11 protein-coding genes are annotated in these 13,332 nt (G+C 47.7%); 7 read left to right on the forward strand and 4 right to left on the reverse strand.

Translation table 11 applies throughout. From position 1 onward, the window contains the following. On the forward strand, nt 1–759 hold the full coding sequence (gene znuC, locus LEUMU_RS0100520) for a zinc ABC transporter ATP-binding protein ZnuC (protein WP_040504024.1): 759 nt from the start codon (nt 1–3) through the stop codon (nt 757–759). Continuing rightward, nucleotides 752–1,543, forward strand: coding sequence for an iron chelate uptake ABC transporter family permease subunit (locus LEUMU_RS0100525; RefSeq protein WP_022950317.1), 792 nt, complete (start codon nt 752–754; stop codon nt 1,541–1,543). The genes znuC and LEUMU_RS0100525 overlap by 8 nt, the downstream gene beginning before the upstream one ends. A 35-nt stretch (nt 1,544–1,578) precedes the next feature. On the opposite strand, the gene LEUMU_RS0100530 is transcribed toward LEUMU_RS0100525, so the two are convergent. Both LEUMU_RS0100530 and LEUMU_RS23980 read right to left on the reverse strand, forming a co-directional pair. Then, the gene (locus LEUMU_RS0100530; protein ID WP_022950318.1) at nt 1,579–2,739 is read right to left on the reverse strand and encodes a DUF1501 domain-containing protein; all 1,161 of its coding nucleotides are present in this window, start codon (nt 2,737–2,739) and stop codon (nt 1,579–1,581) included. A gap of 31 nt (nt 2,740–2,770) precedes the next feature. Beyond that, nucleotides 2,771–4,057, reverse strand: coding sequence for a DUF1800 domain-containing protein (locus LEUMU_RS23980; protein WP_040503937.1), 1,287 nt, complete (start codon nt 4,055–4,057; stop codon nt 2,771–2,773). 253 nt (nt 4,058–4,310) lie between these two features. Between LEUMU_RS23980 and LEUMU_RS0100540 the strand changes: the two genes are divergently transcribed. Next, nucleotides 4,311–4,616: a hypothetical protein gene (locus LEUMU_RS0100540; protein ID WP_157474220.1), complete on the forward strand. Its 306-nt coding sequence runs from the start codon at nt 4,311–4,313 to the stop codon at nt 4,614–4,616. Nucleotides 4,617–4,710: 94 nt separating this feature from the next. Next, complete coding sequence (typA, locus tag LEUMU_RS0100545) at nt 4,711–6,528, forward strand: translational GTPase TypA (RefSeq protein ID WP_026744365.1); 1,818 nt, start codon at nt 4,711–4,713, stop codon at nt 6,526–6,528. A 59-nt stretch (nt 6,529–6,587) separates the two neighbouring features. Here typA and LEUMU_RS0100550 read toward each other — a convergent pair whose 3' ends face one another. Both LEUMU_RS0100550 and uvrD read right to left on the reverse strand, forming a co-directional pair. Then, complete coding sequence (locus LEUMU_RS0100550) at nt 6,588–8,753, reverse strand: RelA/SpoT family protein (protein WP_022950322.1); 2,166 nt, start codon at nt 8,751–8,753, stop codon at nt 6,588–6,590. A 249-nt stretch (nt 8,754–9,002) separates the two neighbouring features. Continuing rightward, nucleotides 9,003–11,186 (reverse strand): DNA helicase II, encoded by a 2,184-nt coding sequence (uvrD, locus tag LEUMU_RS0100555; protein WP_022950323.1) that lies wholly within the window; start codon nt 11,184–11,186, stop codon nt 9,003–9,005. 176 nt (nt 11,187–11,362) lie between these two features. Between uvrD and LEUMU_RS0100560 the strand changes: the two genes are divergently transcribed. The 3 genes from LEUMU_RS0100560 (at nt 11,363) to atpB (ending at nt 13,285) form a co-directional block, all read left to right on the forward strand. Further along, nucleotides 11,363–11,773, forward strand: a complete 411-nt coding sequence (locus LEUMU_RS0100560) for a VanZ family protein (RefSeq protein ID WP_022950324.1) — start codon at nt 11,363–11,365, stop codon at nt 11,771–11,773. Nucleotides 11,774–12,009: 236 nt separating this feature from the next. Next, nucleotides 12,010–12,363 carry an ATP synthase subunit I gene (locus LEUMU_RS0100565; RefSeq protein WP_026744366.1) on the forward strand — a complete coding sequence of 118 codons (354 nt, stop codon included), beginning with the start codon at nt 12,010–12,012 and terminating at the stop codon, nt 12,361–12,363. Between the two features lie 58 nt (nt 12,364–12,421). Continuing rightward, on the forward strand, nt 12,422–13,285 hold the full coding sequence (gene atpB, locus LEUMU_RS0100570) for a F0F1 ATP synthase subunit A (protein WP_022950326.1): 864 nt from the start codon (nt 12,422–12,424) through the stop codon (nt 13,283–13,285). Nucleotides 13,286–13,332: the final 47 nt, after the last annotated feature.

Consider the following 13,332-nt stretch of genomic DNA (forward strand, 5'->3'; position numbering starts at 1 on the left):
ATGACGAACCCACAAAAAATAATTGCCGTATTAAAACATGTAAACCTGAGTCTCGGAAGCAGGCAAGTGTTACAGGATGTTAGCCTAAGCTTAGAAGCCGGTAAGGTGTTGACGATTATCGGCCCAAATGGTGCTGGAAAATCAACGCTGTTACGTGTGCTTTTGGGCTTACAGGCGGTTGATTCCGGCGAAGTGATCATGAGCCCTAAATTGCGCATTGGCTATGTGCCGCAGTCGATTACGATTGATAGCACGTTGCCATTAACCGTACAGCGCTTTGTTTCTTTAGGTGGTAAAGGTGATGTGTCGGTAACGCTTAAAGAGTTGCGTATCGAGCATTTGGCGCAATCCTCCATTCAGTCAATTTCTGGTGGTGAGTTTCAGCGTGTCTTGCTAGCTAGAGCGCTACTTCGTGAGCCGGATTTATTAGTGTTGGATGAGCCGGCTCAGGGCGTCGATATCATGGGGCAGGGCGAGCTATACGATCGGATTTCAAAGCTGCGACAACGCTACGGATTTGCTGTGATTATGGTGTCTCACGATCTGCATCTGGTAATGGCTAAGACTGACCAAGTGCTGTGCTTAAATCAACACATCTGTTGCCAAGGGGTGCCGGATGATGTGAGTCGCCACCCTGAGTATCAGCGTTTGTTTGGTGATATGCCGGATAGAGGTCTGGCGGTGTATACCCATCATCATGATCACGTACATGATTTACAAGGTAATGTCGTGCCAGAAGAGGGATGCAAGCATGGATGAGTTTTTAATTCGGGCATTGCTGGCCGGGTTCTTGGTTGCCTCTGTCGCAGGCTTGCTCGGCGTGTTTGTGGTGTGGCGGCGTATGGCTTTTTTTGGCGATACGATGTCGCATTCGGCGTTGTTGGGTGTGGCCTTAGGGATTTTGCTAAATATTGGTTTTATGTTTGGTGTAATGATGTCGTCGCTATTGATTGGCTTTATTTTGTACGCCTTTCAGCGCCAGAAGAAAGTTGCAAATGATGCTCTGCTGGGGATCTTAGCGCATGCAGGCTTATCTCTGGGACTTATCGCGCTCAGTTTTGTAAAAAATCAGAATGTGAATCTTGAGAGTTGGCTGTTCGGGGATATTCTGTCGGTAACTTGGGAGGATATCGGGATTATTGCAGTTGTCATGGTAGTAATCGTACTAGTGCTCTGGCGGATTTGGTCGCCTTTATTAACCTTGACGATTCATGATGAGTTGGCGCGTGTGGAAGGGGTGAATGTGAATCGCATTAACCTGATTTTTGTTCTGCTGATTGCGCTATTGGTCGCGACCTCAATGAAGATTGTAGGTGCATTGCTAATTACCGCTTTATTGATTATTCCAGCATCCGCTGCGCGCAGCTTATCTAAGACGCCTGAGCAGATGGCTTTGCTGTCTGCGGTTGTGGGGTTGGTGTCGGTGGTTCTGGGCGTTACGCTGTCTGCATTTGTCGATACTCCGGCAGGGCCTTCGATCATTGTTTCAGCGACGCTGATTTTCTTCTTAAGTCAATTAACAATGCTTTGGCAGCGTAATTAGCTACCAAAGCATTATTTTCTATCGCATATATCTGGTCAGACAAACATCACAGGACGATGTTGATTGCCCCATGGGCTTGGGCGTTTCCACCAGCGTTGCGCGATCGTGGCATAGATTTCTCTGAAGTCCGTGCTGTGTGCTAAGTCACCATTGATTAGTGCGTCTTCATTCAGGTTTGGATTGTCACCATACAGGCCGCCAGTAATTGCGCCGCCAAGTACCATATTCACTGAGCCAGAGCCGTGATCGGTTCCTGCGCTTCCATTTTCCTGCACCCGACGGCCGAACTCAGAGTAGGTCACAATCAGTACATTATTCCAAAGCTTGTGGTGCTTCATTGATTGCACGAAAGAAGCTAGGCCTTGGCCTAAGTGGTTCATTAGGTTGTTGTGTACGTCACGCTGGTTAGCGTGGGTATCAAAGCCATCTAAGCTTACTTTGTAAACTGGTAGCTGCATGCCGTTAGTGATCATGCGCTCGATTTGAGAAAGCTGTCGGCCGAAGCTGCTGTTAGGGAAGCGAATTGGCGACGGTCTTGCGTTCTTGAGCTTATCTTCTAAAAGGTTAGCCGCGAGGTTTATCTGGTTTTGCACATTGAGCATGTGGCTCAGGGCGTCGTTACCAGTATCAAATGATTCCTTGTTTAAGTACTTGGTCTGTCGCAAGAACTCATCAGAATTCTTCATCGCTACCGAGCGGCCTTGCTCGCCAGCCATTGGGCCAAGGTTGTTATCACCTAGTACGATGCCGTTTAGATTCAGCTGATTGTTTTTCAGCGCTCTGGAAACCCAGCCTTGCTCATCGCGACCATCCAGATTGCCACTTTCCCAAATATCAGCGGAGTGGAAATGTGAGCGGCTTGCGTTCGGATAGCCGACGCCTTGTACCCAAGCCATGTCGCCTTCTTTCCAAAGCGGCAGTAATGCCTTCAGGTAAGGGTTCATGCCCATGTCATTTTTTAGCGGGATCGAGTTGTTAACGGCGATATTCGGACGTAGCTTGTAATATAGCTCGTCTTCGAATGGAATGAGGGTATTTAGCCCGTCATTGCCGCCTTTAAGTTCGACCATCAGAACAATCCGGTCCTGAGATTGTAGCGCTTGGTTTGCATTATTTTGATTATTGGCAAACACATTCGGTACTGAGCCAACCAGGGGAGCCAGGCTGGCGTATTGCATAAATTCACGACGGTTCATAAGTTGGGTGTTCCTGTACAAGCAAAAAGCATCACTTTAATTGGTATGCGGGGTCTAACACTAAGGCCTTAACCAAGCGTAGCTTGCCGGGGGTAGTTGGTAAGCTTAACGCGGGCTGCCGGGGTAGCAACCACTCAACGACTTTTTCGCCGTCAGTGTTTGGTAGGCTACGTTCAATGTGAGCGTCTGCTTTACTGTGACGCGTTGTTTGGTTCAGAAATGAGGTTCTGACCAGTAAAGTTTGTGTATCTATCCATGACTTACCGCCAGCCCAGCCTTTTACATTCGGTGGGTCAAACAAATCTTGCCCAAGAAGCTGAGTAATACGAACCAGCTCTTCAGTCGGTGGGCGTAGATAGGGTAGGGTGCGTAATGTGCCGATGACTAAGTCAACAGGTGACTTGATCAGGCCACTACGGTATCGGTTATCCCAAAATTCATTACTGTTGAGTACTTCTTTCAATAATACCGAAATTTGATAGCCGGAAGTGCGGAAGTTATGTCCCCAGCGGCGAATAGTGCCAGCCGGTGGTGCATGGTAGCTAATAAACTCATGCCAAAACTTTTCAGCAATATGGTCCGCTGTGCGAGGGTGTTTCAAAAGTACGTCGATGACTTGGTCACCGCTCTCAACCCATTGGTTGAGGAATTTTACTTTTTTGCCTTCATTCTCGCTGGAATCATATGTAAAGACACCCTTAGCGCGGTCTGCACCCCAGCCAGTAAAGGCGATGGCGGCGGCTTTAATGTCTTTCTCGGTGTAGTGTCCGCGACCTAGTGTAAATAACTCCAATAGCTCGCGAGCAAAGTTTTCGTTTGGCTTGCCTTTTTTGTTCAGTGAGCCATCCAAGTAAACCAGCATTGCCGGGTCACGTGCAATCTTGCGCAGCATAACGGCAAAGTTACCCAAAGCATTATCGCGCAATAGTTGATTCTGCACGAGCATGATCTTGGGTTGCTCCACTTTTTCAAAAGAGGAGGTAAAGTGATTGTGCCAGAACAGAGTCATGCGTTCTTGAACAGGGGCTTTAGTTGTCAATAAATGTTGCAGCCACCACTGCTTCATTCGTACCGATTCGCGTCCCATTTGCATACGGGCATTGCGTTTGCCGGTATTGCTATGGTTGCTCATACCCATGATTTTATTCCATGGGGTCATCGGTGGTAGTGCTGGGGTTGGGTTAGCGGTTGTTTTTAACAATATATTAACAGCGTCGGCACGAGTCCTGTTCTGTAATTGTTCCACGATGGACCACTCTTGTCCCAGCGCAGTTCGAGCAACTAAATGCCGTGCATCAGAAAAATTGAGCCTTTGCATTAACTTCCCTACTGAGGTCTGCTTGCGATTAACATATAAGGGTGTCTGTAATTATAGTTATTTTTCTCTTATCTAATTTGTAAGAGTTTATCCCGAAAAAGCAGCGCACAAGGATGTGATCCCTTGTTTGGTAGAAGTTGTGCCTCCATTCCCCCGATTCAGTTGACCGTTAGGTGCTGATGAAATGGAATCTACCATGGCTGAATTTTGGTCTTTAACACCCGAGCAGTCGGAATCTAATCACAGATTAATTATGAATTCAAGTTACATAGACGAGTTAGAACAGCGCCTGACAAGCTTTATGTCGGACTGGGAGGATGCCTTGAGAAAGCGAGTGATTCTCTGGCGTGTACGGTTATTGATCGGTGTTGTATTATCTTTAGTGCTTCCGCTGTTTATTCCGAGCTTTTATTGGTTATGGTTAGTAGTGATGGGTATGTCTGCAGGTTCATTGTTTTCATTACTAAAAATGAACGCCGACATGAGAAAACATGTAAGCATTTGTCGGGAGCATATTCGTAATGCGCGCATTTATGAAGGCTGCTCCGACCAGAAGTAGGCTGCCTGTAATGTTTTTGTAGTAATATTAATGGTGTAGTCCAGCCCCAAGTGTGCGTATAATCCGCGCCATTATCTTGTTTAGAGAAAAAGTTGTGATTGAGAATTTAAGAAATATTGCCATTATCGCTCACGTTGATCATGGTAAGACGACGCTTGTTGATAAATTGTTGCAGCAGTCTGGTACTTTGGGTGATCGCGCTGAAATGGTTGAGCGCATGATGGACTCCAATGATTTAGAGAAAGAGCGTGGTATTACGATTCTTTCGAAGAACACAGCATTGCGCTGGAAAGACTACCGCATCAATATCGTTGATACCCCAGGCCACGCCGACTTCGGTGGTGAGGTTGAGCGTGTATTGTCGATGGTTGATTCAGTACTGTTGCTGGTTGACGCAGTTGATGGCCCAATGCCACAGACGCGTTTTGTAACCTCTAAAGCATTCGCGATGGGCTTCAAGCCGATCGTAGTAATCAATAAAATTGACCGTCCTGGCGCACGTCCTGACTGGGTATTGGATCAGACTTTCGAGCTGTTCGATAACTTGGGCGCGACTGATGAGCAGTTGGACTTCCCGGTTGTTTACGCTTCTGCTCTGAACGGTTATGCCGGTATGGATGCAGACGTACGCGAAGGTGATATGACGCCATTGTTCCAGGCAATTATCGATAACGTATCTCACCCTGATGTTGAGCCGAACGCTCCATTCCAGTTACAGGTGAGCTCGTTGGACTATAACTCTTACGTTGGTCTGATCGGTATCGGTCGTATCAAGCAAGGTAAGGTTACCAAGAACACTGCGGTTAAAGTTATCGATATCGACGGTAACATCCGCACGGGTCGTGTATTGCAGCCACTGGGTTTTAACGGTTTGGATCGTGTGCCAGTTGATGTCGCTCAAGCGGGTGATATCATTGCATTCACGGGTATGGATAAGCTGAATATCTCTGACACCTTGTGTGATCCTGATCATGTTGCTGCACTTCCTCCGTTGACGGTTGATGAGCCAACAGTAAGCATGACTTTCGTGGTGAATAACTCTCCATTCGCAGGTAAGGAAGGTAAGTATGTTACTTCGCGTAACATTTATGACCGTCTGCAAGAAGAGCTGTTACACAACGTTGCACTGCGTGTTGAGCCAACTGAAGATCCTGAGAAGTTTAAAGTATCTGGTCGTGGTGAATTACACCTGGGTATCCTGATTGAAACCATGCGTCGTGAAGGTTTCGAATTGGCGGTTTCTCGCCCACAAGTTGTTGTGCGTGGTGAAGGTGCTGATCGCGAAGAGCCTTATGAAGCGTTGACCGTTGATGTGGAGGAGCAGCATCAGGGTAGCATCATGGAGAAGCTGGGTGAGCGCCGTGGTGATCTGAAGAACATGGTTCCAGACGGAAAGGGTCGTGTACGTTTGGAGTATGTGATTCCATCACGTGGTCTGATCGGCTTCCAAACTGAGTTCATGACGCTGACTTCTGGTACCGGTTTGCTGTATCACACATTTGATCATTACGGACCTTACCGTAACGAGAAAATCGGTCAGCGTATGAGTGGTGTTCTGATCTCTAGTACTACTGGTAAAGCATTGGCTTATGCATTGTTTAACTTGCAGGAACGCGGCAAGCTATTCATGGGTCACGCTGAAGAAGTATACGAAGGTATGGTTATCGGTATCCATAGTCGTAACAGCGACTTGGTTGTGAACCCAACTAAAGCTAAGCAGTTGACGAACATCCGTGCAGCCGGTACTGATGAGAACTTGGTTCTGGTTCGTCCGATTCGCATGACTTTGGAGCAAGCGCTGGAGTTCATCGATGATGATGAGCTGGTTGAAGTAACACCAAAGAGTATTCGTATTCGTAAGCGCTTCCTGTCTGAGAATGAGCGTAAACGCGCTTCTCGTTCTGGTGCTTAAGTAAAACGTTTAGATCAAAAAAAGGAAGGCTTTTGCCTTCCTTTTTTTATGCCTGCGATTTAGTGATTAAGCCGTCTGGCGTCAAACACATTGGGCATTTGGGTGACTTTATCCAGTAAGTTGGATAGTTGTGTGACATTGCGGATTTGAATGCTAAGCGTCAGGTGTGAAGTCAGCTCTGTAGAGCCGCGGCGCGTAGATATGTTGGCCACATTCACTTGCTCTTTGGCTAAGATGGTCGAGATATCACGTAATAAGCCGGGCTGGTTCAAGCCGTGGATTTGAATATCAACTTTATAGCTGGTGTCTTCCTCGCCCCAGTCAGCTTCCACCAGTCTGACCACTTGCTCTGGCATCAGGTTGTCTTCCTTGATGTTCGGGCAGTCAGTGCGGTGAATAGTGATCCCTCGTCCCATTGTGATGTAACCAATAATGTCATCGCCGGGGACTGGTTTGCAGCAATTTGCGGTATCGACTAGTAGGTCACTGACGCCGCGAATTTGAATCCCGCTACCTTTGCCTTGGTCTTTAACTTTGATGCGACGAAAGTGGACTTCGTCTTCATGGGTGTTGCTGTCATCTAGCGCATCAGTAAGTTGATTGGAGCTAATATCACCCCGGCCAAGGCCGATTAGTAGCTCATTCTCTGACTGTATACTGAGGCGCTTACAAAGGCTTGCAAGGTCGATTTTCTTGAGACCTAGTCGCTGTTGTTCCTGCTCAAGTAACGCTAAGCCATCTTCGCGGTTTTTACCATGATCTTGTTGGCGGAACCACTGGCGGATTTTGCTGCGAGAACTGGAAGAGTTGGTATAGCCAAGTGCTGGCTTGAGCCACTTAGGGTTTGGCCGCTCCTCTTTGCCGGTCAGGATTTCGATTTGCTCGCCATTACAAAGTGCGTAGGTTAGTGGGACTATCTTGCCGTTAACTTTGGCGCCTTGGCAGCGGTGGCCAACTTTGGTATGGATTGCATAAGCAAAATCGATCGGGGTTGAGCCTTTGGATAGATCTAGTACTTCGCCTTTTGGGGTCAGTACAAAGACTCTGTCCGGAAAGATTTCGGAGCGGAAGTCTTCCAGTAATTCTTCGCCGGATTCATCGTGATCCAGTAGGCGTCTTAGTGAAGCAACCGCACGCTCCATCGCCGAGTCATTAGCGCCGCCTTCTTTGTAGCGCCAGTGTGCTGCAACACCCAGTTCTGCAAAGGTGTGCATGTCTTTGGTGCGAATCTGAATTTCAACATACTTGCCATCTGGTCCAATCACAACGGTATGCAGTGACTGGTAGCCATTTTGCTTGCGGTTGTTAATGTAGTCATCCAGCTCTGCCGGGACGTGTTTCCAGTTCATGTGAACCAGCCCCAGTACCTCGTAGCATTCGCGAACATTCTCAACAACCACTCGCACTGCGCGCAAGTCATACAGCTGGTCTATTGTCAGCTGCTTGCGTTGCATCTTTTTCCAGATGCTGTAAATGTGCTTAGGTCGCCCATAAACAATCGCATCAAAGCCTTCGTTATTTAAGATTTTTTGGAAGTCTTTGGTGAATCTTTCAAGGTATAGCTCGCGCTCAATGCGTCGATTGTCCAGAGACTTGGCAATCTTTTTATAAGTAGTCGGCTCAAGGTAGTGAAATGAGCGGTCTTCTAATTCCCATTTAAGCTGGCTGATACCTAAGCGGTTAGCCAGTGGGGCGAAGATGTCCATGGTCTCTTGAGCAATTGCCGTGCGCTCGTAGGCTTGCGCTGAGGATAGTACTCTCAAGTGTTGTAAGCGCCAGGCCAGCATAATCAAAACGGCTCTAACGTCGTCAACCATCGCTAGCAGCATGCGTCGTAGTCTTTCTGCTTGCTCTGGCCCTGTCATGGCTTCGCCAGACGCGGGTGGCTTGAAGTTTTGCAGCCACTGAACATTTTTGACTAGGTTGGCAGCCGTTGGAGAGAACTCTTTTTCAATAACGTCAAGCGGGTAGGTTTTCTGAATTCTAAGGTCGCACAACAGAGTGGCAATCAGAGTAGGTTGGTCAACTTGAAGCCCACTCAGAATTTCAGCCACGTCAAGGCTGCTGGGGTTGGTGTTATCTTCCATATCATCTTTGGCGTCATGAATGGATGAGATAATACGTGCCAGTTGGTCTCTGTCTTCGGCAGAGTCAGTAATGTGTAAGTGGTTAACCCACTCTTGCTGGCCACGTTGGACCGTATCGCTCAATTGGCTATGCTGCATGCTTGAATATCATGGTAGTTTGTTATGGATTGCTGACGGATTTTAGCCAGATGCTCGCAGCACTAATGGCTTGCGGTGGCTGCGGTAGCGTAGTTGGGTTTCGTAATATTATTGGCGTGGAGTATAGCATTCATTGGAGAGGATTGCCGTTGCTAGGGGTGAATATTCCGTAACGAATGAATGCTAACTAGACGCCGTCAAGATATGTTTTGCCTATTTGTGCTGTTATTTTTTACAATTATGTTGCTCTCAGGCGGGGCTTAGGTTGGCATAAGTAAGTACCAGCCACTTGCTGCCAGCGTTCTCAAAGTTGACTTGCACTCTGGCGTGACTGCCTGAGCCTTCGGTGTCGGTGATGGTTCCGAGCCCGAACTTATTATGAGTAACCTGTTGGCCAATATGTAAACCTGTTTCGTTACTGCCGACATTGTTGGAGCGGGCAGTATTTGCGGGCCGGTAAGGCAGTGACCAGGAAGGCGCGCTGGTTGGTCTGACTGCTTCAACGAGCTTGTCCGGGATCTCATGAATAAAGCGCGATGGCACGCCGTAATTGGTTGTTCCATACAGGCGGCGTTGCTCTGCGTAGGAAAGGACCAGCTGTTTTTCCGCGCGAGTGATGCCGACATAGCAGAGGCGGCGTTCCTCTTCCATTCTTCCTAAGTCTTCGCCCGATTGTTGGCTAGGGAATAAGTCTTCCTCTAATCCCACTAAGCAAACCAGTGGGAATTCCAGTCCTTTGGATGCGTGTAGGGTCATTAGTTGCACACAATCGTTTCCGGCTTTGCTTTGGTTGTCGCCTGCTTCGAGAGAGGCATGAGATAAGAATGCGGATAGGAAGTCCATATTGGCATGCTCATCTTCCGGACGATATTCAAAGCCTTGTGCGGCCGAGACCAATTCGTTCAGATTTTCAATGCGCGCTTCGCCTTTGTCGCCCTTGTCTTTGTTTAGGTAGTGCTGCTTAAGTTGGGTGTGCTTGATGGTGTGATCAACTTGTTCCTCAAGCGCTAAGCCTGAAATGCTTTCGGCCATTTCGCCGATCAGTCGAATGAAGTTGCTAACTGCATTGCCTGCTCGGGCAGTAAAGTAGTTTGATTCGAGTAGAGCGTGTGTGGCTTGCCATAGTGAGGATTGGCTGTCACGTGCATAGTCGCGAATCGCAGTCAGTGTCTTGTCACCAATACCGCGCGGTGGTTGGTTAATGACACGGTCGAAAGATGGGTCGTCGTGGCGGTTTGCAGTCAGGCGTAAATAGGCGAGGGCGTCTTTGATTTCAGCACGGTCAAAAAAGCGCTGGCCGCCATAGATTCGGTATGGAATGCCGGCTTCAATCAGGATGCTTTCAAAAACGCGTGACTGGGCGTTTGAACGGTACAGGATTGCGCATTCCTGGTGCGAATTGCCTTGCTGTACCCAGTTGCGAATACGTGAAACAACATGACGTGCCTCGTCGTTTTCATCGTTGGCAACGTATAGCTTGATTAGCTCGCCTTCGCCGGAGTCGGTCCATAGCTTCTTGCCTAGGCGCCCTTGGTTGTTATTAATCAGTGCGTTGGCCGCATCCAGAATGTTGCCGGTTGAACGGTAATTTTGCTCTAGTCGAATTGTCGTGGTGTCGGGAAAATCCTTTGAAAAATTCTGAATGTTTTCAATTTTTGCGCCACGCCAGCCATAGATGGATTGGTCGTCGTCGCCCACCGCAAAGGGTTGTGCAGAGTCACCGGCAATCAGGCGTAACCACGCGTATTGCAGTGTATTGGTGTCTTGAAATTCGTCGATCAGTAGGTGTCTGAATCGCTGACGGTATTGTCTGAGAAGCTCAGGGTTGTCCCGTAAGAGCTCTAGTGAGCGCAATAGTAGCTCCGCAAAATCAACGACGCCGGACTGTTGGCAGTTGGTTTCATAGGCCTGATACAGCTCACGCATTTTCATGGTGTGAGGGTCGCCCTTATCTTCGATGTGCTGAGGGCGCTCGCCACGGTCTTTGCTAGCGTTAATAAACCATTGGGTTTGTCTGGCGGGCCAATGCGCTTCATCCAGTCCTAAGTTGCGTGAGATGCGCTTGATGAGCCTTAGTTGATCGTCACTGTCGATAATCTGGAAGAGTTGCGGCAAATTGGCTTCCTGCCAATGACGTCGCAATAAGCGATGCGACAGGCTGTGAAAGGTGCCTACCCACATGCCGCCCGCTGGTGTTTCCAGAAGCTGCTCAATACGGCCACGCATTTCGGCGGCGGCCTTATTGGTGAATGTCACCGCGAGTATGCCGAAAGGGGAGCACTGTTCAACTTGTATTAGCCAAGCGATACGGTGCACCAAGACGCGGGTCTTACCACTACCGGCTCCGGCAAGGACTAAAATGGGCGAAGCGGGGGCAGAAACTGCCTGGCGCTGTGGCTTGTTGAGGCTATCGAGTAAGTGAGAAACATCCATTTGCGAATTGTAGCGGTTTTGCGGTGTGATATGCCACGGTTGCGGCGTAATTAACTGATTTTGAATTTAAGTTTCTGTGTATCCGTTATGGCCTGTGGTAGGCTCATTCAGTTGTCACGGGTAGTCGCAAGGTTTGCCCGGTTTATTGAGCTAAGAGGTTTGTCAGAGTGGTAAAAATGTATCGGCATCTGGTGCATCAAGGGATTGTCTGGGTGCGGTATTTGCGGCGTATTAAGCCCGTTAAATACAGTTTTTTCGCGGTGTTGGTGCTGCTGATGGTGGCTGGTATTAAAGTGGCGACAATGCCATTGGAGTTTCCTGAAAGCCTTCAGCTCAATGATAAAGTTATCCACATCATCGTTTTCTTTGGTTTTGCGGTGCTGGTGGATTTGGTTTCCTCGCGTGAGCCATTTTGGTTGTGGAAGGCTTTGCCGTTGATTGTTTACGGAATAGGGATTGAGGTGCTTCAGTACTTTAGTCCGGACCGTAGTTTTTCAGTGCTTGATGCGATAGCGGATGTTGGTGGCGTGTTGCTGTATTGGCTTCTGAAGCAGATTGTCTATTGGATGGATCGGCGCGGACTTTAATCCCTATAAGTTGAGGGTAATTATTGGGCCTTGTAATACTTATTTTGCATGCCTTGTATTTGCTGGTTTGTGAGCTGTATTAATATGACAGAAATGTGTTGAAAGCGAGATTTGGCGGGCTTTGTAGTTGGTTCGCAGCAATTGTGTAGTTGACCGTCAAACGGCTTATCTTTATACTGCGCTGACTATTTAGAACCTGTTTGGGTTCAATATCTATATCACTCTGAGGAATGGACTTGCAACGACTGCTAACAATTCAGGCTAGCTTGGTACTGGTTGCTATCTTGGCAACACTTTACTCCTTGGGTGGCGACTCATTCACTGCAGCCTTATTCGGTGGCGCAGTAGCAATGGCAAATACTATTCTTCTATCACGACGTTTGAGCTCTGCCAGTGCGATGGCAGAAGACAGTCCTGATATTGGGGTGATGACTCTCTATGTTGGAGTGATCCAGCGATTTATTTTTGTGCTAGCGATGTTCGTGGTCGGCATGGGTTTGCTTAAGTTAAATCCAATCCCACTGCTAGGAACGTTTGCGTTGGCTCAGTTGGGATATATGATTGGCGGCGTACAGCAGTCCTCGAAATAGGATTGCAGATGGTATGCGCAATGACAGAATTATTAACTTTTATAGAGGTGGGTAGATTGTGAGCGAAGCTAATGCGCCAGCAATTTCGAGCCCTGTTGAGTATATACAGCACCATTTGCAAAATGGAAGTATCGGAGGGAAGCCAGAGTCTTTGGTTGATTTCGGTGTTTTCTTTTGGGATATCTTTTTGGTGACTGTAATTCTTGCAGGTATTTTTGCATTTGTTTCCTGGAAGGTCGGTAAAAATCTGGATCCAGATAAGCCAACAGGAATGCAGAATATTCTCGAGCTAATCGTTGAGTTTGTTAATCAACAAGTGAAAGATATATTTCCTGACGCGGACAAGTGGATTGGTCCTCTGGCTATTACCATCTTCATTATGGTTATCCTAATGAACACGATGGATATTATACCAGTAGACTTGATACCGTCCTTTGTTGCAGGTGTTGCCAGTATCTTTGGTGTTGACCCACATCACGTTTACTTCAAGGCCGTACCAACGACTAACTTGGATACAACATTTGCACTGGCTCTGATGGTGTTCTGCCTGATTATGTTTTACAACATCAAGAGCAAAGGTCTGGTTGGTTACCTGATGGTATTCCTGACTCACCCGTTCAGTGCTAAAGCGTTGCCCGTTAAAATCATTCTTGCCCCTGCGAATGTCATGATGACCATTATTGAAGAGCTTGCTAAGCCGATCAGTATGGGCTTACGACTATTCGGAAACATGTTCGCGGGTGAGTTGTTGTTCTTGCTGATCGCACTATTGGGTGTGGGCTGGGCAATGCCAGGTCAGATCGTTCTTGGCTCACTATGGTCAATTTTCCACATCATGGTAATTATTCTGCAGGCATATATCTTTATGCTGCTGACAGTGATCTTCTTAGGTCTTGCCAGTCAGAAAGTTGAGCACCACTAATCTTTTTTTGTTTTTAAGTTTTTTTATTTTATTGTTTTAGGAGTTTC

The sequence above is a fragment of the Leucothrix mucor DSM 2157 genome, from assembly GCF_000419525.1.
GTDB classification, from domain to species: Bacteria; Pseudomonadota; Gammaproteobacteria; order Thiotrichales; family Thiotrichaceae; genus Leucothrix; species Leucothrix mucor.